15 protein-coding genes and 1 riboswitch are annotated in these 21,755 nt (G+C 72.8%); of the genes, 6 read left to right on the forward strand and 9 right to left on the reverse strand.

The features are described 5' to 3' along the window. The first annotated feature begins 378 nt into the window (after positions 1-378). Entirely contained in the window at positions 379-900 is a 522-nt protein-coding gene (locus tag ABZY91_RS08700) for an ATP-binding protein (RefSeq protein WP_329880263.1), read from the forward strand. Positions 901-1,258: 358 nt separating this feature from the next. On the opposite strand, the gene ABZY91_RS08705 is transcribed toward ABZY91_RS08700, so the two are convergent. Beyond that, a complete protein-coding gene (locus ABZY91_RS08705; RefSeq protein WP_329880265.1) occupies positions 1,259-1,504 on the reverse strand; it encodes a DUF397 domain-containing protein in 246 nt (81 codons plus the stop codon). A 526-nt stretch (positions 1,505-2,030) separates the two neighbouring features. Between ABZY91_RS08705 and ABZY91_RS08710 the strand changes: the two genes are divergently transcribed. Beyond that, entirely contained in the window at positions 2,031-2,942 is a 912-nt protein-coding gene (locus ABZY91_RS08710; RefSeq protein WP_355400861.1) for a hypothetical protein, read from the forward strand. Positions 2,943-3,079: 137 nt separating this feature from the next. On the opposite strand, the gene ABZY91_RS08715 is transcribed toward ABZY91_RS08710, so the two are convergent. Continuing rightward, positions 3,080-5,299, reverse strand: a complete 2,220-nt coding sequence (locus ABZY91_RS08715; protein WP_355400863.1) for a hypothetical protein — start codon at positions 5,297-5,299, stop codon at positions 3,080-3,082. 234 nt (positions 5,300-5,533) lie between these two features. After that, positions 5,534-5,730: riboswitch (cyclic di-AMP (ydaO/yuaA leader) on the forward strand. Between ABZY91_RS08715 and ABZY91_RS08720 the strand changes: the two genes are divergently transcribed. Together ABZY91_RS08720 and ABZY91_RS08725 are read left to right on the forward strand one after the other, a co-directional pair. Next, the gene (locus ABZY91_RS08720; RefSeq protein ID WP_355400865.1) at positions 5,717-7,060 is read left to right on the forward strand and encodes a transglycosylase family protein; all 1,344 of its coding nucleotides are present in this window, start codon (positions 5,717-5,719) and stop codon (positions 7,058-7,060) included. Its footprint overlaps the riboswitch before it by 14 nt. Positions 7,061-7,249: 189 nt before the next feature. Continuing rightward, positions 7,250-7,450: a hypothetical protein gene (locus tag ABZY91_RS08725; protein ID WP_329880272.1), complete on the forward strand. Its 201-nt coding sequence runs from the start codon at positions 7,250-7,252 to the stop codon at positions 7,448-7,450. Positions 7,451-7,517: 67 nt separating this feature from the next. Here the strand turns inward: ABZY91_RS08725 and ABZY91_RS08730 are convergent, their stop codons facing one another. From ABZY91_RS08730 to ABZY91_RS08760, 7 genes are all read right to left on the reverse strand, one after another. After that, complete coding sequence (locus ABZY91_RS08730; RefSeq protein ID WP_329880273.1) at positions 7,518-8,537, reverse strand: LacI family DNA-binding transcriptional regulator; 1,020 nt, start codon at positions 8,535-8,537, stop codon at positions 7,518-7,520. 25 nt (positions 8,538-8,562) lie between these two features. Beyond that, positions 8,563-10,269, reverse strand: coding sequence for a glycoside hydrolase family 13 protein (locus ABZY91_RS08735; RefSeq protein WP_355400868.1), 1,707 nt, complete (start codon positions 10,267-10,269; stop codon positions 8,563-8,565). 77 nt (positions 10,270-10,346) lie between these two features. After that, positions 10,347-11,261, reverse strand: coding sequence for a carbohydrate ABC transporter permease (locus ABZY91_RS08740; protein ID WP_355400870.1), 915 nt, complete (start codon positions 11,259-11,261; stop codon positions 10,347-10,349). 37 nt (positions 11,262-11,298) lie between these two features. Continuing rightward, on the reverse strand, positions 11,299-12,300 hold the full coding sequence (locus ABZY91_RS08745; RefSeq protein WP_329880276.1) for a sugar ABC transporter permease: 1,002 nt from the start codon (positions 12,298-12,300) through the stop codon (positions 11,299-11,301). A 115-nt stretch (positions 12,301-12,415) separates the two neighbouring features. Further along, a complete protein-coding gene (locus ABZY91_RS08750) occupies positions 12,416-13,693 on the reverse strand; it encodes an extracellular solute-binding protein (RefSeq protein ID WP_355400872.1) in 1,278 nt (425 codons plus the stop codon). 313 nt (positions 13,694-14,006) lie between these two features. Beyond that, positions 14,007-15,089 carry an aldose epimerase family protein gene (locus ABZY91_RS08755; protein WP_355400874.1) on the reverse strand — a complete coding sequence of 361 codons (1,083 nt, stop codon included), beginning with the start codon at positions 15,087-15,089 and terminating at the stop codon, positions 14,007-14,009. 299 nt (positions 15,090-15,388) lie between these two features. After that, a complete protein-coding gene (locus ABZY91_RS08760; RefSeq protein ID WP_355400876.1) occupies positions 15,389-18,418 on the reverse strand; it encodes an AAA family ATPase in 3,030 nt (1,009 codons plus the stop codon). 293 nt (positions 18,419-18,711) lie between these two features. Here ABZY91_RS08760 and ABZY91_RS08765 point away from each other — a divergent pair, with 293 nt between their 5' ends. Continuing rightward, a complete protein-coding gene (locus ABZY91_RS08765) occupies positions 18,712-19,659 on the forward strand; it encodes a terpene cyclase (protein ID WP_329880282.1) in 948 nt (315 codons plus the stop codon). Between the two features lie 507 nt (positions 19,660-20,166). Continuing rightward, on the forward strand, positions 20,167-21,690 hold the full coding sequence (locus tag ABZY91_RS08770) for an aldehyde dehydrogenase family protein (RefSeq protein WP_355400879.1): 1,524 nt from the start codon (positions 20,167-20,169) through the stop codon (positions 21,688-21,690). The last annotated feature ends 65 nt before the right edge of the window (positions 21,691-21,755 follow it).

Raw genomic sequence — 21,755 nt, forward strand, 5'->3', positions numbered from 1 at the left:
TCTGCCATCAGTTGAGCGCTCACGGTGCCGATACTGACGGATGTTCCTATCAGTTCTGTACTCCGCACACCAGGATGCACGTGCATCCGGCGCTTGCATATGCCATTTGAACGACTGCACGTGAATCGACTCTTGCATCTGCAGTGAGCGCAGAGGACGATGGTGCACGTGCACCTGCACATCCCTGGCAATCCCGCGGGCTCCGCGTCGACCCCACGCGCGACTCCGTGCACAGGCCCGGCAGCGCCCCCGCGCCTCCGGGCCCTTGTGCGCGCGCGCCTGGTCGAGTGGGCGGCCGTGCGGCCGAGCGAGTCGGAGGTGACCGGCATGACCCCGGCGGGTCCAGCCGTGTCCGCCCCCTTATGGGAGGAGCTCTTCATGAGCACCGGAACGGCTTTGGCAGTCGACCCCCATGTGGTCACCTGTACGCTCGCTCCTCGATATGAAGCCGTCAGAACCGCGCGCGACTTCGCCAGAACCGCCCTGCACCGCTGGGGCCTGGGCGAGCTCTTCGACGACGTCGCGCTGGTGGCCTCGGAGCTGGTGACCAACGCCCTGCGGCACGCGATCGGCGCGCGCCCCGGTGCGGCGGACGACTACGACTTTCCCATGCAGTGCGCAGCCGAGGGGAGGCTGCCGATCCGAATAAGCCTGGTGCACCGTTCCCCGCAGGTGGTCTGCGCGGTGAGCGACCCCAGCAACATCGGCCCGGTGGCGCGGGAGGCCGACTTCGTGGCGGAGTCGGGCCGCGGCCTCCACCTGGTCGACTCGTTCAGCCACTCCTGGGGCTGGCATCCGCTCGGCGGCGGCAAGGTCGTCTGGGCGCTGTTCGAGGCGGAACCGGAACAACGGTCGATCCCGGCCCCCGAGATGAGCGGACGGCACCGGCGCTCGGCCTAGCCCGGCGCACGACCCGTGACAGGACCCCCCGGGAGCACCACACCGCCCGGCGGGAGACCACACACCAGCGCGACACACCACGGCAACGGCGATCGGTGACCCTCGGGCAGCGGGTACCGGCCACCCTTGCGGCGGTGCGCCCCTCCGATCCGCGTGCGGCGGCTCGGCACGGCGGCGACGGCGGGTGACCCTGGCGGGCGGAACGGCGGCCGGCGGGCGAGGGCCCGCGAACGGCGGCCGGGCCGGCGGAACGGCAGCTCGTGGCACGACGGCTCGCAGGGCGGCGGAGCCGGTAAGACAAAGGCCGTCGTGGTGTCAGCACCCACGACGGCCCCCCGATGGTGGAGCCGGCGGCCGGTCAGACCGCCAGGTGGTCGAACTCCCCGTCCTTGGCCCCCAGGAGCAGGGCCTCGATCTCGGCCCGGGTGTAGATGAGCGCCGGACCGTCCGGGAAGCGGGAGTTGCGCATCGCCACATCGCCCCCCGGGAGGGCGGCGAACTCGACGCAGTTGCCCTGAGAGTTGCTGTGCAGGCTCTTCTGCCAGACCACGCCCTTGAGGTCCGCAGCGGCCATCCCGTTGTACGTGTCGAACGTGTCGTGCATAGAAATCTCCCGAAGAGCTCCGGAGTGGGTCGTCCAGCTCGGCGCCCCGGCTCTCAGCCGAACGGCTCGACCGGCCCCGTACCGGCCCGGCACAACGCCTCACTTGACGTGATGATAGCTCCAGTGCACGTGCATCAGCACGGGACGTTGCAGGTGCACGGGCTTTTCGACACCGAACCGGAACTCTTCACGAGCCGCGCACCTGACGGTACGTAAATGGACATAGTCGACCGAATCGGCCGGATGTCGATGACGGCCCGTAGGCGACCACCCGCTGAATGTTGATCTTCGGGAGCCCGGGGTCGCACCGCTGTGACCCCACTGTGACCCTCCGTCAGACGATGCCCGCCCTGTGAGACATCTCACGCACCCCTCCTGCAACGCGGAGCTCCTCCTCTCGCATCTGAGCGGATACCGGGAGAGAAACCGGGTTCGGGCCGGTTATGTCCGGTTTTCGGACGGGCCGCCCCTCCTCGTACGGCAGCCGACTGCGAGCACGGCGGGGGAATGTCCTACGATCTCCGCCATGAGCACCGCAGCCATCCCGGGCGCGCCACTGCCCGTCCGAACCCCAGGCTCCCGTGCGCGGGGGCGCCACCGCCGTCCCGAGCGCCCCGAAATCCCGACCGGTTCGCCGGTCCTGCTGCTCGCCGTGCCCGCGGCCGCCGGACCGGAATCCCGGTCCGTGGTCGAGGAGCTGCTGTCCATCGTCCGCAGCGAGCAGAACGGCGTGCAGACGGCAGCCGGTTACCTTCCGGCCCACGGCGCCGAGGTCGGCGCCGAGCGCACCGTCGCCGAACTGCTGGACGAGGCGGCCGAGGCCGGCCTGCCCACGCCGGTCGTCGTGCCCCTCGTGCCCGGCCCGCACGACTTCCTGACCGACCTGTACGCCCTCGCCGCCGAGTACGGCGCCCCCGTCACCGACGTGCTGGGCCCGCATCCGCTGCTGGCCGAGGCCGTGCACGTGCGCCTCTCCGAGGCCGGTCTGGCCCGCGCCGACCGGGCCCGGCTCTTCGCCATCGCGACCGCCGCCGACGGCGTGGTGCTCACCACCGTCGGTGGGCAGGCCGCCGCCGACGCCGCCGGGATCACCGGCATGCTGCTGGCCGCCCGGCTGGCCGTGCCCGTCGTCCCCGCCGCGCTCGACCTGCCCGGCTCGGTGGCCGCGGCCGTCGCCCACCTCCGGGAGATGGGCTCGCAGAACCCGGCGCTGGCCCCCCTGGTGATCGGCCCGGAGGCGGACTCCGAGCTGCTCGCCACGGCAGCCGAGGAGTCCGGCTGCCCGTCGGCCGCCCCGCTGGGCGCGTACCCGACGGTGGGCCAGCTGATCGCCTCCACCTACCTGGCCACGCTGCCGGCCGTCGACTTCGAGGCGCAGGCCGCGGAGGCCGGGGACGTCGCCGCGGAGCCCTCCGGCGGACGGCACGCCGCCCAGTAGCGCGAGCCCGTCCGAAGGGGCCCGGAACGCATCCGTTCCGGGCCCCTTCGGCTGCTCGCACCGGCCGGAACGGTCCGGCCCCCCGCCCTCCGGCCGGACCGGGACCCCGCACCGCCGCCGCGGTCGCCGGGGCGGCCTCAGCGGCCGACCCGACTGGTGGGCGAGGCCGCGTCCTTCAGTTTCAGGGCGGGCAGCCGCACCGGCCGGGACTGCGCCGCGAAGGTGGCCACCGGCGCGGCGGCGGCGTTCCACTGCGGCTGCGCGGCGCCCTCCTCGTCCGGCTTGCGGACCTTGAGCACCTCGGTCTGCCCGGCCCGGCGCAACAGGATGTTCTTCGGCCGCACGGCCTCCGGGTCCAGCCAGAGCTCGTTGCCGCCGAACTCGCAGTCCAGCAGCAGCACGTCGTCCGGCTGCCCGTCCGAGGTGGCCCGGAAGGCCACGCCGGCCCGCCGGTAGCCGGTGAACCGGCTCCGGCTGAAGGTGACGGCCTGTCCGGCGAGTTCGTGCCGGGCGGTGGAGACGGCGAAGTCGCTCTGCCCGGCCGCGTCGACGAGCAGTCCGTCGAACACGGTGCCCTGGTCCCGGCCGAGCGAGTGCAGCGCCACTCCCCCGCCCGCGTTGCCGTACAGCACGCTCGCGGTGTAGTCGAAGTCGTTGAGGTAGGCGCCGTGCTCGATGCCCCAGCCGCCGTTGTGGTAGGCGGCGAACTCGGTGACCACGTGGTGCTGACGGGCGTTGAGCCAGACGAAGATGCCGTCCCGCAGGTTGTTGTGGGCCAGGCAGCGCTCGAAGGTCCAGACGCCCTCGCTGTTCTCCGGCCACTCGAAACCGGAGGCCCCGTCGGCGCCCTGGACGCCGACGGCCACGCAGTCCACCGCCTTGCCGCCGGTGCCCGCGCCGAGGTTGAAGCCGGTCAGCCGGTAGGCGCGGGGGTTGGGTTCGAGCAGGGTGCGGGAGGCGACGCAGGACTCGTAGACGATGTCGTCGGAGGGGCGCTGCGGGGTGCGGGTGTCCAGCGGCCCGTCCCACCAGTACGCGTCCTCCCAGGTCTCGTGGCTGATGCAGCTGCGGAAGGTGATGCCGTGACTGGCGTGCGGCACGTACGCGTGGCTGCCGGCGTCGCGGACGACCACGCCCTCGACGACGGTCCCGCGGGTGGCGTCGCCGAGCTGGTGGAAGTGGAGCCCGTACCGGCCGAGGACGGCCGCGGTGACCGGGGCGGTGCCGTCCTGCCCCCTCCAGGTCTCCTTGGTGTCGGCGCGCGGGCCGACCCAGCGCAGCGCGGCGTGCCGGACGTCGGCGCGCCGGGAGCTGGTGAGGTGGACGTGGGCGCGGCCCTCGGCGGTGCCCTCGACCCGGACGGTGCGGGTCAGGTTGAGCACCTCGGCGCCGACGGTGACGCCCCCTCCGGCGGCGACCAGGGGGTGGGCGTGCTTCAGCGGCGACTCCAGGGTGACGGTGGCTCCGCTGACGGACCGCACGGTGACGAGGTCGTAGTGGGCGGCGAAGCCCTCCTGGTCGGGCGGGCCGGTCGGGGTGACGGCCAGTTCGTCGCCGGGGAGCCAGCCGGCGGGCGGGGCGGACAGGGCCAGCTCGGTGCCGCCGGCCTTCAACTCGCGGTCGGCGCGGACCCACGCGGTCTTGGCGGCGCCGTCGAGCCGCAGGTAGCCGGCGCCGGTGACCCAGAGGCCCACGTCGGTGTCGACGACCTTCATGCCGTCCCCCTGGAAGCGCCTCTCGTCGACGGCGGGGAAGCGCAGGGTGTGGGTGTGGGTGCCGTCGGGGGCGAGGGCGAGGGCGCCGCGGATCTCGACGTTCCCGGTGGCGGCGAGGGTGAGGGTGCGGTCGGCGGCGAAGGTGAGGGCGCCGGTCGGCTCCACCAGCAGCGTGCCGACGGCGGCGTCGGTGTCGAGCAGCACCCGGTCGGTGATCCGCACGGTGCTTCTCGGGCCGGGCACGGCACCGCCCCAGCCGGCCGGGTCGGACCAGCGGCGACCGCTCTGGTCGACGGTGGGCGCGGGGGCCGGCTGTTCGGGCGCGGCGCCGACCGGAGCGGCCTCGGGGGACGCCCCACCGTGGCCTCCGGCTCCCGTCCGGTCCGCGCCGACGGCCGTGGACGATCCGGCGACGGCGGCGACCGGTTCGGTCGGGCCGCTCAGCGAGCGCCGCAGCACCTCCTCGCCACTGACCGCCGCGAAGGCGGTGCCGACGGCGAGCCAGCGCAGTAAAGTGCGGCGACTTAAGGGAGTTAGGGGCGGTTCGGGTGGGATGTCCGCTCTGCGATGCTTTGGCCTGCGATGCGCTCCGCGCGCCCGGCCGGTCGGCCGGGCGGGGTCCGGGTCCTCGTCCATGGCCATCGGTGCGTAGCCCTCCCCACGGGCGGCTGCGGCGGCGCCGGCGTCCTGCTGACGCTCTGAAGCATAGGCAGTTGCGTTGACCGCGACGGGCGTTGCATGAAATCGGTCATTTCTGATCATGAAGGACAGCCGCCCACCATGGATTTCGCAAACAGTGACGTGCCTCACACATGTTTGCGGTTTGAACGCGGCTCTGCTTAACGTGCTCCCCGTTCGTGGCCACACGGACCCAGCTCCCCTGCAACGCCGAGTCCTGCCGTCGGGTGCGCTGGAAGTACGAAGCACCACGGCAGGAGCGGGGGAACCACAGGTAGTTCGCCCAGGCCGGTCCCCGGACCGACCAGGGCTAGGGGTGAAGCCGCGTCCACAGCGCGGCCGGGCAACTCCAGCCCGAATCCGACAGCTCACCTCGCAGGCGTGGGAGAGGACCGCGTCTTCATGCTGCCCACCAACGGCACCCGCCTGTCCAGCCGCACCCGTCGCGCCATCGCCACCCTCGGCGTCGCGGGCATCGGCCTCACCATCCCCTGCCTCACCACCGGCACCGCCTCGGCCGCCTCCGTCGCCACCTGGGACAAGGTCGCCCAGTGCGAGAGCACCGGCAACTGGAGCATCAACACCGGCAACGGCTTCTACGGCGGACTCCAGTTCACCAGCTCCACCTGGACCGAGTTCGGCGGCACCTCGTTCGCCGCGCGCGCCGACCTCGCCACCAAGGACCAGCAGATAGCGATCGCCGAGAAGGTGCTCGCCGTGCAGGGCCCCGGTGCCTGGCCGGTCTGCTCGGTCAAGGCCGGCCTGACCAAGGGCGGCACCCCGGCCGCCGTCGACACCTCCACGGCCGCCGCCAAGCCGGCCGTCCAGACCCCGGCCCCGGCCGCCAAGCCCGCCGCCCAGCCGAAGGCCACGCAGCCCGCCGCGCCCAAGGCCGCCCAGCCGCAGGCACAGGCTCCCGCCGCCACCGACGCCGCCCGCCAGGGCGACGGCGGCCAGGACGGGCGCCAGTGGCGCCAGCAGACCGGCCAGCAGGGCGGTCAGCAGGGCGACCGGAAGCAGTCCGACGACTACACCGTGGCCGTCGGCGACTGGCTCTCCTCCATCGCCGACAAGAACGACGTCCAGGGCGGCTGGGAGCGGCTCTACGAGCTCAACCGCGCCACCCTGACCGAGGGCCCGCACAGCATCTACCCGGGCCAGCACCTGACCTTCGGCGACCGGGCCAAGGGCAACCAGGCCTCGGAGGAGTCCGGCAAGGGCTTCGACTGGTTCAACCGGGCCAAGGACGCGGGGACCGGCACCGCCACCACCGAGCCGGCCGCCCAGACCCCCGCCCCGGCCACCAAGCCGGCCGCCAAGCCCGCCGCCCAGGCCGAGACCCCGGCCCCGGCCCAGGCCGCCACCGGCAGCATGGCCGCCGCCGTCTCCTTCGCCCAGTCGAAGGTCGGCCAGGCCTACGTCTACGGCGGCACCGGCAACGGCGGCTGGGACTGCTCCGGCCTCACCCAGGCCGCGCTGCGCGCCGCGGGCATCACCGTCCCGCGCGTCGCCGCCGACCAGGCCGCCGCGTCCACGCACGTCTCGCTCGACGCCCTCAAGCCGGGCGACCTGCTGTTCTGGTCCAACAACGGCAAGGACTCCGGCGTCTACCACGTCGCGCTCTACATCGGTGACGGCAAGTACGTCGAGGCCGCCAACCCGAGCTCGGGCGTGCGGACCCAGACCGTGGCCAACTGGGCCCCGGACTTCGCCGGCCGGGTCTGACCCACGGCCGGGTCTGACCCGCGAAAGCCCGGGGCCCCCGGGGAGGAGCCAGGTCGCTCCCTCCCCGGGGGCCCCGGTGCGTCCCGCGCCGGACCGCCCCCGGGACCCCGCACGCCCCGCCCCGGAAGGTCATGGTCAAATCCGGCCGCACCAGGCATGCTGCTGCTCTGTCCCCGAGGAGGAGTCACCATGGCCCAGGTCACCGTCACGCTCGACGCCAACCTCGCGATCGACGCGATGATGCTGTCCGGCACGAAGAGCCCGCAGGACGCCGTCGAACTGATCCTCCGCGACTACCTGGACCGGGGGCGGCGCACCGAGACCCGGACCGGCGACGCCGCCGACGGCCACCGGGTCACCCCGGACCGCCCGGCCGTCCAGGAGGGCTGACCCGCACGACGAACGGCCGGGGTCCGGGAGCGGCCTGCTCCCGGACCCCGGCCGTTCGTCCGATCCGTCAGCGCGCGCCGGCGCCGGTCGAGCCGCGCATCACCAGCTCGGGCTGGAACATGAACTCCCCGCGCTGGGCGGCGTTTCCGCCGACCTCCTCCAGCAGGGCGTCCACCGCGGCGGTGGCCATCGCCTCCACCGGCTGGCGGATGGTGGTCAGCGGCGGCTCGGTGAACGCTATCAGCGGCGAATCGTCGAACCCGACCACCGAGACGTCCTGCGGCACCGTCAGGCCCCGCTGCCGGACGGCCCGTATCGCGCCGAGCGCCATCATGTCGCTGCCGCAGACGATCGCCGTGCAGCCCTTGTCGAGCAGCGCGCCGGCCGCCGCGTGGCCGCCCTCCACGCTGAACAGGGTGTGGTGGACGAGGCCCTCGGCCTCCTCCCGGGTGCGCCCGAGCACCTCGCACAGGGCGGCGGTGAACCCCTCGATCTTCCGCAGCACGGGCACGTACCGGCGCTGCCCGACGGCCAGCCCGATCCGCTCGTGGCCGAGTTCGGCCAAGTGCTGGACGGCCATCCACATCGCGGCCCGGTCGTCCGGCGAGATGAACGGCGCGTCGATCTTCTCGCTGTACCCGTTGATCAGCACGAACGGCACCCCGCGGCCGGCCAGCCGGGCGTACCGGTCATGGTCGGCGGTGGTGTCCGCGTGCAGGCCGGAGACGAAGACGATGCCCGCCACGCCCCGGTCGACCAGCATCTCCACCAGTTCGTCCTCGGTGGAGCCGCCCGGCGTCTGGGTGCAGAGCACCGGCGTGTAGCCGTGCCGGCTCAGCACCTGCTCGATCACCTGGGCCAGCGCGGGGAAGATCGGGTTGCTCAGCTCCGGGGTGATCAGCCCGATCAGGCCCGCGCTGCGCTGGCGCAGCCGGGTGGGCCGCTCGTACCCGAGCACGTCGAGTGCCGCCAGCACGGTCTGCCTGGTGGCGGCCGAGACGTTCGCCTTGCCGTTGAGCACGCGGGAGACGGTGGCCTCGCTGACCCCCGCCTGCGCCGCGATGTCTGAGAGTCGCGCCGTAGTCACGGTCCCAGAGCCTATTGCAACCACGTCAGACCGCCCACCAGTCGGTGCTGTCCGGTGCGAGCACCGTCTCGCCGCCGTCGATCAGCGGGTCGGCGCCGGCGGAGCTCAGCAGGAGCCGGCCGGGCACCGGTATCCGGACCGGGCCGGCGGTCGTGTTCACCGTGCAGACGAACGCGCCGCGGCGGAACGCCAGGGTGCCCTCCGGGCTCTCCAGCCACTCGACCCCCGTGCCGGCGCCGAGCTCGGCCCGGGCCCGGCGGACGGCCAGTGCGGAGCGGTACAGCTCCAGGGTGGAGGTCGGGTCGCCGGTCTGCGCCTCGACGCTGAGCCCGGCCCACTCGGCGGGCTGCGGCAGCCAGCTGGGGCCGCCGGCGGTCGGGCCGAAGCCGTACGGGGCCTCGGTGCCGGACCACGGGATCGGGACGCGGCAGCCGTCGCGGTAGCCGTCCTGGCCGGCCTTGCGGAAGAACGACGGGTCCTGACGGACCTCGTCGGGCAGGTCGGTGACGTCCGGCAGGCCGAGCTCCTCGCCCTGGTAGACGTAGGCGGAGCCGGGGAGCGCGAGCATCAGCAGGGTGGCGGCGCGGGCCCGGCGCAGGCCGAGCGCGCGGTCGCCGGCGGTGCGGATCTGGGTGCCGAGGCCGGGCGGGTTGGCGAACCGGGTGGCGTGCCGGGTGACGTCGTGGTTGGAGAGCACCCAGGTGGTGGGGGCGTCGACCGGGCACATCGAGTCGAGCGAGAGGTCGATCACCGCGCGCAGCTCGGCGGCGTCCCAGGAGGTGCCCAGGTACTGGAAGTTGAAGGCCTGGTGCAGTTCGTCGGGGCGGACGTAGTTGGCGGTGCGCTCGACGGTCGGGGTCCACGCCTCGGCGACGCCGATCCGCTGCCCCGGGTACTCGTCGAGGATCTTCCGCCAGCTGCGGTAGATCTCGTGCACGCCGTCCTGGTCGAAGAACGGCATGACGTCGTTGCCGAGCAGCCTGAGCTGGTCGGAGCCGCCGAGGTCGGGCAGGCCGGGGGCCTTCACCAGGCCGTGGGCGACGTCGATGCGGAAGCCGTCGACACCCATGTCCAGCCAGAACCGGAGGATGGAGCGGAACTCGTCGGCGACGGCCCGGTTCTCCCAGTTGAAGTCGGGCTGCTCCGGGGCGAACAGGTGCAGGTACCAGTCGCCGGGGGTGCCGTCCGGGTTCTCGGTCCGGGTCCAGGCCGGGCCGCCGAAGATGGACTCCCAGTCGTTGGGCGGCAGTTCGCCGTTCGCGCCCTTGCCGGGGCGGAAGTGGTAGCGGTCGCGCAGCGGGGAGGCGGGGCCCTCGCGCAGCGCGCGCTTGAACCACTCGTGCTGGTCGGAGGAGTGGTTGGGGACGAGGTCGACGATGATCCGCAGGCCCAGCCGGTGCGCGTCGCGGATCAGCGCGTCGGCGTCCATCAGGGTGCCGAACATCGGGTCCACCGCGCGGTAGTCGGCGACGTCGTAGCCGGCGTCGGCCTGCGGGGAGGCGTAGAACGGCGAGAGCCAGACGGCGTCCACGCCGAGGTCGCGCAGGTAGGGCAGGCGGCTGCGGATGCCGGGCAGGTCGCCCATGCCGTCTCCGTTGGAGTCGGCGAAGCTGCGCGGGTACACCTGGTAGATGACCGCGTCCCGCCACCAGCCTCTGTCCGCGCCGGCACCGGCCTCGTGAGCGGTGGCGTCGGCGGCGGGCCGGGAGGTGTCGGCCAGGTTCTGGGTCATGGACGGTATCCCTCGGGGATCAGAGGAGCGGGGATCGGAGGATCGGTCGGGCGCGGGGAGCGGCGGTCCGGGCGCGCTCAGGACTTGGAGGCGCCGGCGGTCAGACCGGTCACCAGGTGGCGCTGCACCAGGTAGAAGAGGACCGACGACGGGATCGCGATCAGCACCGCGGTGGCGGCCATCAGGTTCCACTGGGCGTCGTGCTCGCTGACGAAGGTCTGCAGGCCGACGGCCAGCGTGTACTTGTCGGAGCTGAGCATGAAGGTGGAGGCGAAGGCGACCTCGGCCCAGGCGGTCAGGAAGGAGTAGAACGCGGCCACCGCCAGGCCCGGGCGGGCGAGCGGCAGCACCAGCCGCCAGAAGGTGCCGAACGGGCTGAGCCCGTCGACCCGGCCGGCCTCGTCGATCTCCACCGGGATCGTGTCGAAGTAGCCCTTCAGCAGCCAGGCGCAGTACGGCACGGTGGTGGTGGAGTAGACCAGGATCAGGCCCAGGTAGCTGTCCAGCAGACCGAGCTGGGAGAGGATCGTGTACATCGGCACGATCAGCACCGCGATCGGGAACATCTGCGTGACCAGCAGCGACCACATCAGCGGCCGGTGGCCGGGGAAGCGCATCCGGGAGACGGCGTAGCCGGTGGAGGCGGCGATCAGCACGCCCACCACGGTGGTGGCGCCGGAGACCAGGAAGGCGTTGCCGAACCAGTGGACGAAGTCGGTGTCGAACAGCACCGTGCGGTAGTTGGACAGCGTCAGCTTGTCCATGATCTCGCCGGGGTGGAGGTAGTCGGTCTTGTCCGGGCCGAGCGAGACGTAGAGGATCCACGCCACCGGGAAGAGTGCGACCAGGCTGGCCAGGATCAGCGTGCCGTGCGCGAGGGCCTTGCCGAGCGGGGAGGGTTCGCCGCGCCGGCGGACCCTGGCCGGCCGGGCGGCCGGGGCCGCGGGGCGCGCGGTGAGGGGGGTGGGGCGGTCGGTGGTGGTGCTGCTCATCGGGATGCCTGCCTTCGTGGTCGCTGGGTGGGCCGGGTCAGCCGTTCGCCTGCTCGTTGCGGGCGAGCCAGCGGCGGTAGAAGGCGGTGAAGACGATCAGGATCGAGAGCAGGATGACGCCGTAGGCGGCGGACTGCGCGTAGTCCCGGGGCTGCTGGCCGAAGCCGAGCCGGTACGCCCAGGTGACCAGCAGCTGGGCGTCGGGCGCGCCGTTGCCGAACAGCAGGAAGATGACGGCGAACTGGTTGAACGTCCAGATCACGCCGAGCAGCACCACGGTGGAGGAGACGGTGCGCAGTCCCGGCAGGGTGACGTGCCGGAACCGCTGCCAGGCGGTGGCGCCGTCCATCTCGGCCGCCTCGTACAGCTCGGCCGGGATCGACTGGAGGCCGCCGAGCAGCGAGATCATCATGAACGGCACGCCGACCCAGGTGTTGACCAGGACGGCCGCGGCCTTCTGGGCGGTCGGGTCGTCCAGCCAGCCGGGTTCGGGCAGGTGCAGGGCGGACAGCACGCCGTTGACGGCTCCGCCGTCGGCGAGCATCAGGCGCCAGGAGAACACGGTGACGAAGGTCGGCACGGCCCAGGGAAGGATGAGCAGCATCCGGTAGACGGCCCGGCCGCGCAGCTTCTGGTTGAGCAGCAGGGCGAGGCCGAGGCCGATGGTGTAGTGCAGGCCGACGCAGAGCGCCGTCCAGGCGATGGTCCAGACGAAGTGCGACCAGAAGCGGTCGTACGAGCCGGGGCCCCAGAGGATGTCGGCGTAGTTGTCGAAGCCGACGAACGTGTAGGAGGCCGGGATCTCGTTGGCGCCGATCTTGCGGGCGACGTTGAGACTGTTGGCGTCGGTGAGGGTGAGCCAGAGTCCCTCGGCGAGCGGGTAGAGCACCAGCACGCCGAGCACCAGCACGACCGGCGCGATCATCGCGTAGGCGTACCAGTGCTTGGCGTACGAGCGCTTCAGGCGCTCCATCAGGCCCGGACGCGGATCGCGCTCCCGGCTGCCCTTGCCGGTGGCGCCCTGCACGGCGACTGACATTGTTCGACACCTTCTCGGGGAGGTCCGCCGCCTCGCTTCGGCGACTGCTGCTACGGGTCCGGCCGTCCGGCCCGCGCGGGAGGGGTGGCGGCGGGCCGGACGGCTACGGGGAGGACTACTTGGCGAAGCCCGGGAGGAGCTTGGCGTAGTCGGTGGCGACGGTGTTCAGGCCGTCCTGGGTCGAGGTGCCCTGGACGATCTTGCCGAGGTTGGTGCCCAGCGAGGCGAACAGCGAGCTGTACTCGGGCAGTTCGGGACGCGGCTTGGCGCTGGAGAGGACCGCCTGGAAGCCGGCGATGCCGGGGTCGGCCTTGACCTCGGGGGTGAAGGCGTCGGTGCGGGTCGGCAGGGTGGAGTTCTTCTGCGCGACGAACGCCTGGCTCTCGGCCGAGGTCATGAAGGCCGCGAACTTCTCGGCGGCGTCCTTGTGGGCCTTGTCGGCGCCGGCGTAGACGGAGATGTTGTGGCCGCCGGTGGGGGCGCCGGCCGTGCCCGCGGAGCCGCCGGGGACGGGGGCGATGCCGAGGTTGGTCCTGTCGGCGAAGGCGGTGCCCTTGTAGATGTTGGTGATCTCCCAGGGGCCCTGGATGATCGCCGCGACCTTGCCGCTGTTGAAGGCGTCCATCATGTGCGCGTAGGCGTCGGTGGTGACGTCGGCCTTGGCGGTGCCGGGCGAGGTGAACAGCGTCTTGTAGGTCTCGATGCCCTTGGCCGCCTCGGGCGAGGTGACGGTGATCTTCTTGCCCTTGGCGTCGACGGTGTCGGTGCCCTCGCCGAACAGGAACGGCATCGCGTAGTAGCCGTCGGCGGCCTTCAGCCAGAAGCCGTCGACGCCGGCCTTCTCCTTGACCGCGGCGGCGGCGGTCTTCAGCTCGTCCCAGGTGGCGGGGGCGGCGGTGATGCCGGCCTTGGCGAAGAGCTCCTTGTTGTACAGCAGGCCGAGGGTGTCGGTGACCAGCGGGACACCGTAGAGCTTGCCCTCGTACTTGGCCTGCTGGATCAGGCTGGGCTGGAAGCCGGCGACGTCCGCGGCGGCCGGGGTGCCGTCCAGCGGCTCCAGGAAGCCGGCCTTGGCGAAGGCGGCGGTCCAGCCGACCTCGGAGCGGAAGACGTCCGGAGCGCCCTTGGCCCCCATCGCGGTCTGGAGCTTGTTCTGCGCCTGGTCGAAGGGCACGTTGACGAAGTCGACCTTGACGCCCGGGTTGGCGGCCTCGAACTTCTTGACGAGCGCCTGGTAGTTCGGCGCCTCGTTGGTGGCGTTCGACGTGTCCCAGTAGGTGAGGGTGACCGGCCCGTCGGCCTTGCCGTCCGAGCTGGAGCCGCTGCTGCCACAGGCAGCCATCGAGACCGCGAGGGCCACAACGAGGGCAGAGGCCGCGATGCCACGCCGCATGAGAACTCCTTGGAGGGTGGGGGTGCCCGAGATGTAGGGAGGCAGGCGCATAATGGCTGCCTCGCGCCGACCGCACCGTTGCTGCCGTCGGGCTCGGAAGGAAGTTAACAGCGGGGCAATCACCGCGGAAAGCCCTTGCAGCAAGTTTCTGCAAGAAACGGCGATCGTTACGCCCACGTGTCCTTCACGTTGCCGCACGGTAGTTGACAGGTGTGGAAGTTATGGCGCTATGTCCGGTTCGCCCCGGCCGACCGAAGCCGCCGGGGCCACCCTCCGTACTGAAAACCGGTGAAATCCGCTTGCAGCGGCAGGGTCAGGAGACGCCCAGTCGCAGCACCGTGACCGAGCGGAACTCCTCCCCCGGGCGGAGCACGGTGCTCGGGAACTCCGGGTGGTGCGGGGAGTCCGGGAAGTGCTGGGTCTCCAGCGCGACCCCGGCGAACGGCCCGTACGGCACCCCGCTCGCGCCGGTCACCGCCCCCTGGAACGTGTTGGCCGTGTAGACCTGGAGACCCGGCTCGGTGGTCAGCACCTCCAGGGTGCGGCCGCTGACCGGGTCCTCCAGCAGGGCGGCCCGGACCGGGTCGCCGTCGGCCGGACGCGGGCGGAGCACCCAGTTGTGGTCGTACCCGCCGGGACCGGTCAGCTGCGGGTGCTCGTCGTGCACGGACTTGCCGATCGGCCGGGCGGTGGTGAAGTCGAACGGCGTACCGGCCACCGGCTCGACCCTGCCGTACGGGATCTGCCGCTCGTCGGCGGGCGTGTAGCCGTCCGCGTCCAGGGTGAGCAGATGGCCGAGGACATCCCCGGTGCCCTCCCCCGCCAGGTTGAAGTAGGCGTGGTTGGTGAGGTTGAGCACGGTCGGCGCGGTCGTGACGGCGCGGTACGCGACGGTCAGCTCCCCGGACGGGGCGAGCGTGTAGTCGACGCTGACGTCGAGCGCGCCCGGGAAGCCCTGGTCGCCGTCCGGGCTGTGCAGCCGCAGCCGCACGCCGGCGGGCAGCTCCTCGGCCGCCCACATCCGGTGCGCGAACCCGTCCGGGCCGCCGTGCAGGGTCACTCCGTTGCCGGTCGGGGCCAGCGGGAACTCCTCGCCCCCGACGGTGACCGCGCTGCGGTCGATCCGGTTGGCGTACCGGCCGACCACGGTGCCGTAGTGCCGCGCCGGGCCGAGGATCTCGGTGAGCCGGTCCGTGGAGAGCAGCAGCTGCGCCGGACGGCCCTGCCGGTCGGGCGCGACCAGGGTGTGCAGGGTGGCACCGAGGGAGAGCACGCTCGCCTCGTACGGGCCGGCCTGCAGGGTCCAGCGCTCGATGGCGGCGCCCGCACCCGCGGGCTCGAAAGGCTCGTGCCGCACGGTGGTCGCCTGCGGCCCGTTCGCCGGGGGCGTCGCCATGGCCTGCTCCTCACTTGCGGGGGCGGTGCACCGCCCCCGCGCTGGTTCCGGGTCCCGTCCGGGGGACTGCGCCTCGGCGGGCCCCCGTGGGCGGAAGCCTAACGAGGAGCACCGTGGCGGGGGCGCTCATGAAGCCTCCGCGCGCCGCCCGACACCTCACCCGCCGACGGACGCGCCGACGCCGCGCGCCCGCCGTCCGCTACGCGCTCTCCCCGCCGACCGCCGCACCGCCGCACCGCCGATGCCCGTGCCGGCGATGCCCGCACCGCCGATGCCCGTGCCACCGGTGCCCGGTCCGGTCACGTCCCGCCGGAGAGGTCTCCGTCGAGCCCGAGACCGTCCGCCCCGGCGGCGTCCCGCTGGCCGGGCGGCAGGCCGAGCGCGGCGGCCAGGCCGTCCGGGCCGCTGCCGGCCTTCCGGTAGACCGCGGCCAGCCGGCGGTTGACCAGGCTGAGCGGGAGGTCCAGCGTCTCCGCGATCCGCTGCGGCGGCACGCCGCGGACGGCCTGCCGGGCGACGTCCCACTCGGGCTGGCTGAGCATCTCCCGGACGTCGCCCAGGCGGTTGGGCCGCAGCCCGTAGTTGGCCAGCTCGCGCCGGGCCCGGTCGACCAGCCCGTCGGCCGCACAGTGCTGTGCCAGCTCGATCCCCTGGTACAGGTACTCCTGGGCGTCCTCCAGCCGTCCGACCCGGCGCAGCGCGGCCCCGAGGTCGACCAGCGCCACCGCGTGCTCGTAGCCGGCCGGCGACTGCCCGAGGTGCGCCACGGCCCGTTCCAGCAGCTCGACCGCCTGCTGGCCGTCCTCGATCTGGGCGTACAGCCGCAGCGCTGTGCCGATCGCCGAGGCGGTGCCGAACCGCTCGGCGTCCGCGACGGACCTCCGGGCGTACGCCCGGGCGCGCTCCGGCTCGTCCCCGGCCAGGGCGATCGCCAGGTGCCCGGCCCACGGCGCCCAGACCGTGTTGTGCCAGCCCCGCAGGTCCAGCTGGGCACCGGCCTCGGTGAGCGCGGCGGCCGCACCGGCGGGCCGGTCCACGGCGAGCAGCAGCTTGCCGTACAGCGAGGCCGCGTCCGGCAGCACCATCGCGGTGGCGTGGTACGGCGGGTGGAAACCGAAGCCGATGGCGAGGTCCCAGGCCTCCCGGGACCGGCCGCGGGCGATCAGGGTGTCGACCAGTACACCCACCGCGTCCCAGGCCAGCGGCAGCTTGGGGCCGATCCGCTCGGAGAGCCGCAGCGCCCGGCGCAGGAAGTCCTCGGCCTCGGCGAGCAGGCCGCGCCGGAACCGGGCCAGGCCCATCAGGAAGTAGGCGAAACCCCGGTGGGCACCGCTCCAGCCGGCCACCTCGAACTGGATGATGGCGTCCGAGAAGAGCCGCTCGGCCTGCGCGATCCGGTCGTTGTAGGTGTAGGAGAGGCCGAGGGTGGCGGGCAGCTCGAAGCCCCAGGTGTTGTCGGTCCAGCCCAGGCCCTTGGGCAGCCGGCCGTTGTCGAGGACGTCGTCGGCGTACCGCAGCGCCTCGGCGGACGGCTCGCCGCGCAGGGTGAGGTCCCAGGCGCGCATCGCGAGGACGGCCCGGTCGGCCGCGTCCCGCCCGGAGAGGCTGTCGCAGAGCGCACCCAGCCGGGCGGAGCGGGCCGGGCCGTCCTCCTCGGACTTGCGGTAGGCGTGCCACATGAACGAGGCGGCCTCCAGCCTGAGCCGTCCCGCCGGATCGGAGACGGTGCGCTCGGCCTCCTCCTGGCAGACCACGGCGGCCTGGCGCAGTTCGCCGCTGTGGGCGAGCACCTCCGAGAGCCGGAAGGTGGCGTCCACCCGCAGCGAGGCGCGCAGCGGACCCTCCTCCGGGTCGAGGGCGAGCTTCAGCTGGTTGACGGTGGCGATCGGGTCGGTGAGCAGCGCGGAGCAGCCGAGCTCGTACAGCACCTCGGCGCGGTCCAGGTCGTCCGGCGGCTCGGCCAGTGCGCGGTGGAGGCAGCGCTGGGCGGCCTCGGGTGCGCCGATCAGCAGGTGTTCGGCGGCGGCCCTGCGGAGCTTGCGGACGGTGCGGTCGTCGCCCTCGCCCGCGAAGGTCTCCACCAGGTGGCGGGAGGCGGCGAGCAGACCGAGCCCGGCGTTCTCGATCTCGGCGGCGGCCACGCCGTGCATGCCGGTCCGGGTGGCCTCCGGCATGGTGTTGTAGATCGAGCTGGCGATCAGCGGGTGGACGAACTCGAGGTTGCCGTTCGGGGTCTGGGTGAGCACCCGTTGCTTGCGCAGCGCCTTGATGGACTCGCGGGCGCCCTCACCGCTCTGGGTGGAGATCCGGGCGGCGAGGTCCTGCCGGATGTCGGTGCCGAGCATGGCGGCGGCCCAGGCGAACCGCAGGGTGGTGGCGCCGAGCCGGTCCAGCCAGCTCTTGAGGGTCATCCCGGTGGCGTCGACGGCGAGTTCGCGCAGCTGGTGGGAGTTCTCCTCGACCGGATCCAGCTCCTGGTCGCGGACCTGGTCGAGCAGGGCGACGACCTCGAACGGGTTGCCGTTGACGACGTTCCAGAACTCGTAGCAGAAGGCGTCCTCGGCCCGGTCGCCGAGTTCGGCACGGATCATGTCGGTCACGGCGACGAGCGAGAGACGGCTCAACTCGTGCTTGCGGGTCGCGAGTCCGGTGACGGCGCTGTGGTGGTCCTGGGACTCCGCCGGCCAGTCGGCGATGTCGTCCCGGTAGGCGAAGACGAGCAGGACCGGGAGCTCGCGGGCCCGGACGGCGAACTGGGAGAGCCAGGCGAGCGATTCGAGGTCGGCCCAGTGCAGGTCGTCGACGATCATCACGAGCGGGGCGCGGCGCGGGGCGAGCTGGGTGAGGACGTAGTCGAGGCCGTCACGGACGCCCTGCGGGTCGAGGCGGCGGGCGCCCTGCTTGGGCTGCTTGAGGCCCATCGCCGGGCCGACGACCTCCTCCCAGGTGCCCATCACCTGGCGGAACTCTCCGGGTTTCAGACTGCCGAGCACGGGCTGGAGCAGCTGCCGCAGGACGTGGTAGGGCTCGTTGAACTGGCGCTCGCCGCCGCGTGCGAAGAGCACGGTGGCGCCCGGGCGCAGCTTGGCGAGGCGTCGGACCTCGTGCAGCAGGGTGGTCTTGCCGATGCCGGGCCGGCCGGAGAAGGTGAGCAGTTCGCCGATCTCGGTGCCGCCGGCGGCGAACTCGCGGCAGAGCTTGTCCACGGCGGCCTCGGCCGAGCGGAGTTCGGCGTCGCGGTCACGCAACCTGACCCGGTTCGGGGCAGCCGTCGCCTCCGGTCCGCCGGGCACCGCCTCCGCCCGGAATTCGTTGTCCCGCTCGGTCACCGTCGCGCCCTCCGCCTCGCCGATCCCTGCCCGTGGAGCCGAGGTTAGCGCCGCCGGAGGCGGGGTGGAATCCATTCACGCAGGCCGGGGCCGAGATCGAGGGTTCGAAGGCCTTGCCAAGGGCAATTGCCCTATATCCCTAACGTCCGATCATTGCATCAGATACTCTACGCCCCGCGTAGTGGGTTGATCATGGCACAGCCGCATTTCCCGCACAGCCGAAATTCCCCAACTCCCCCACCGTCACGCCCAGTACCGCCAGCACCCCCACCCCTCGCCGCCCCGGGAGTCCGATGTCTGACGACACCTCACTTCAGATTCCGTTCCCGCACCGTCGCAGCCCCCACGGGCCGTACGCCACCGAACTGCACCGCGCCTGGCTGACCCGTCACCCGCTGCTGCCGGACCCGACCCACCCGTCGTACGCGCACTGGGAGGTGGTCGACCTCGCCGCCCTCGGCTACCCCGACGCCGGTCCCGACGAACTCGCCCTGGCCGCAGACCTGATGGGCTTCTACTTCCTGTTCGACGATCAGTTCGACGGACCGCTCGGCCGCCGCCCCACCGAGGTCGCGCCGATCTGTGACCGGCTGATCTCCGTCCTGCACGGCGCCCGCCCCCACCCGGACTCCGCCGTCGAGACCGCCTTCGCCGACCTCTGGGAGCGCAGCGCCCAGGGCATGCCCGCGCGCTGGCAGGCGCGCGCCGCGTACAACTGGGAGTGGTACCTCGCCAGTCACCCCGCCGAGGCGGCCGGCCGGATCTCCCCGCGGCCACCGGACCGCGACGGGTACCTGGTCCTGCGGCGCGGGACCGCCGCCATGGAGACCATCTTCGACATGGTCGAACGGCTCGGCCACTTCGAGGTCCCCCCGGCCGTCCTGCACCACCCGGTGCTGCGCCAGCTCCGCCAGCTCGCCGCCGACATCCCGTCGCTCACCAACGACGTGCGGTCGTACCCGCTGGAGGCCCCGCGCGGCGACGTCAACAACCTGGTGATGATCGTGCAGCGGGAACGGAACTGCTCGGCCGAGGAGGCCTGCTCCGTGGTGATGGGGGAGGCACAGCTGATGGTGGAACGCTGCCGGGGACTCCACGACCGGCTGCCCGACGTCCACCGGGAACTCGGCCTCGCCCGGGTCGAACGGAGCCTCGCCCAGCGGTACGCCGACGGCCTCCTCACCTGGCTGGCCGGATACCTGAGCTGGGAGCGCCGCACGGGGCGCTACCAGGCCGCCTAGCCGCCCCTCGCCGCCCGCCACCGGGCCGTCCCGATCCGGTGTCGACGGTCGGCGCACCCACGGTGCGCGCCCCCGGCGCCCGACGGCGCCCGCTCTCCGCAGCCCCTCGCTCCCCCACCTCTCGCTACCGGCGCAGTCCTCGCGCCCGGCGCGCGGGGGCTGCGCCGGGCGCGAGGCGGGCTCCGGGGGCGCGTGCCGTTCGACCGGACGCGGGCGTACGGGGGCCTCAGGGGGCGGGGCACGCCCCGGCACCCGTCAGCCCGGCGCGCGGGCACCCGGCTCCGGGGGCGACCGGAAACCGCCACCCTCCGTCGACCCCGGCCGTACGGACCGTAGCCGAACCGGCCGTCCCCGGCTAGGGTGCTGCCCGGCGGGTGTCCCGGTGAGGGGCGCCCGACCCGCGTGTGTGTCCGTACCCTCCGCCGGGCCGCCCCCTGCCGCAGCCCGGCGCGCCGCCCGGCCCGCGTGCCGTGACGGCGCCTGACAGCGCGAGGAGGCACCCAGAACATGCCGGTCTACCTGCCCCCGGGCCAGCCCGGATCCGTCGTCGGCTACCGCCCCCGCTACGAGCACTGGATCGGCGGCCGGTGGGCACCGCCCGTCCTGGGCCAGTACTTCGAGAACCCGAGTCCGGTCACCGGCGAGGTCTTCACCGAAGTGGCCCGCGGCACCGCCGAGGACATCGAGGCCGCGCTCGACGCGGCCCACGCCGCCGCCCCGGCCTGGGGCCGCACCCCGCCCGCCGAACGGGCCCAGGTCCTGCTGCGGGTCGCCGACCGCATCGAGCAGAACCTGGAGCGGCTCGCCGTCGCGGAGAGCTGGGAGAACGGCAAACCGGTCCGCGAGACCCTGGCCGCCGACCTGCCGCTCGCCGTCGACCACCTGCGCTACTTCGCCGGCGCACTGCGCGCCCAGGAGGGCGGCCTCTCCCAGCTGGACGAGGACACCGTGGCGTACCACTTCCACGAACCGCTGGGCGTGGTGGGCCAGATCATCCCGTGGAACTTCCCGATCCTGATGGCGGTGTGGAAGCTCGCCCCGGCCCTGGCCGCGGGCAACGCGGTGGTGCTCAAGCCCGCCGAGCAGACCCCCGCGTCCGTCCTGCTGCTGGCCGAGCTGACCGCCGACCTGCTGCCGCCCGGCGTACTCAACGTGGTCAACGGCTACGGCCTGGAGGCCGGCCGGCCCCTGGCCTCCAGCGACCGGATCCGCAAGATCGCCTTCACCGGCGAGACCACGACCGGCCGGCTGATCTCCCAGTACGCCAGCGGCAACCTGATCCCGGTGTCGCTGGAACTCGGCGGCAAGAGCCCGAACCTGTTCTTCGCCGACGTCGCCGCCGAGCGGGACGCCTTCTACGACAAGACCGTCGAGGGCTTCGCGATGTTCGCCCTCAACCAGGGCGAGGTCTGCACCTGCCCGAGCCGGGCGCTGATCGAGTCCGCGGTGTACGACCGGCTGCTCGCCGACGGCCTGGAGCGGGTGCGCGCGCTGCGTCAGGGCAACCCGCTGGACACGGAGACGCAGGTCGGCGCCCAGGCGAGCGACGAGCAGCTCCGCAAGATCCTCTCCTACATCGAGATCGGCCAGGCCGAGGGGGCCAAGGTGCTGGCGGGCGGGGAGCCGGCCGACCTCGGCGGCCCCCTCGCCGGCGGCTACTACGTGACGCCCACGGTCTTCGAGGGCGTCAACGGGATGCGGATCTTCCAGGAGGAGATCTTCGGACCGGTGCTCGCCGTCACCCGGTTCGAGGACTTCGACGACGCGATCTCGCTCGCCAACGACACGCCGTACGGGCTCGGCGCCGGAGTCTGGACCCGCGACGGCGCGACCGCCTACCGGGCCGGACGCGCCATCCAGGCCGGCCGGGTGTGGACGAACTGCTACCACGCGTACCCCGCGCACGCGGCTTTCGGCGGGTACAAGAACTCGGGCATCGGCCGGGAGAACCACAAGGCCGTCCTGGAGCACTACCAGCAGACCAAGAACCTGCTGGTCAGCTACGCACCGGACGCCCAGGGCCTCTTCTAGGGCGCCGGGCCCGGCAGATACGCGGAGTGGGAAGTCGGGCCGGCCGACTTCCCACTCCGTACGCC

Origin of the sequence: Kitasatospora sp. NPDC002965 (assembly GCF_040611255.1) — a bacterium.
Taxonomy (GTDB): Bacteria; Actinomycetota; Actinomycetes; order Streptomycetales; family Streptomycetaceae; genus Kitasatospora.

What these genes read in the sequence shown, in the direction of transcription:
- ABZY91_RS08765 (WP_329880282.1), top strand. Translation starts at nt 18,712, where the DNA reads ATGTCTGACGACACCTCACTTCAGATTCCGTTCCCGCACCGTCGCAGC.
- ABZY91_RS08725 (WP_329880272.1), top strand. Translation starts at nt 7,250, where the DNA reads ATGGCCCAGGTCACCGTCACGCTCGACGCCAACCTCGCGATCGACGCG.
- ABZY91_RS08750 (WP_355400872.1), bottom strand. Translation starts at nt 13,693, where the DNA reads ATGCGGCGTGGCATCGCGGCCTCTGCCCTCGTTGTGGCCCTCGCGGTC.
- ABZY91_RS08745 (WP_329880276.1), bottom strand. Translation starts at nt 12,300, where the DNA reads ATGTCAGTCGCCGTGCAGGGCGCCACCGGCAAGGGCAGCCGGGAGCGC.
- ABZY91_RS08705 (WP_329880265.1), bottom strand. Translation starts at nt 1,504, where the DNA reads ATGCACGACACGTTCGACACGTACAACGGGATGGCCGCTGCGGACCTC.
- ABZY91_RS08740 (WP_355400870.1), bottom strand. Translation starts at nt 11,261, where the DNA reads ATGAGCAGCACCACCACCGACCGCCCCACCCCCCTCACCGCGCGCCCC.
- ABZY91_RS08715 (WP_355400863.1), bottom strand. Translation starts at nt 5,299, where the DNA reads ATGGCCATGGACGAGGACCCGGACCCCGCCCGGCCGACCGGCCGGGCG.
- ABZY91_RS08700 (WP_329880263.1), top strand. Translation starts at nt 379, where the DNA reads ATGAGCACCGGAACGGCTTTGGCAGTCGACCCCCATGTGGTCACCTGT.
- ABZY91_RS08770 (WP_355400879.1), top strand. Translation starts at nt 20,167, where the DNA reads ATGCCGGTCTACCTGCCCCCGGGCCAGCCCGGATCCGTCGTCGGCTAC.
- ABZY91_RS08755 (WP_355400874.1), bottom strand. Translation starts at nt 15,089, where the DNA reads ATGGCGACGCCCCCGGCGAACGGGCCGCAGGCGACCACCGTGCGGCAC.
- ABZY91_RS08735 (WP_355400868.1), bottom strand. Translation starts at nt 10,269, where the DNA reads ATGACCCAGAACCTGGCCGACACCTCCCGGCCCGCCGCCGACGCCACC.
- ABZY91_RS08710 (WP_355400861.1), top strand. Translation starts at nt 2,031, where the DNA reads ATGAGCACCGCAGCCATCCCGGGCGCGCCACTGCCCGTCCGAACCCCA.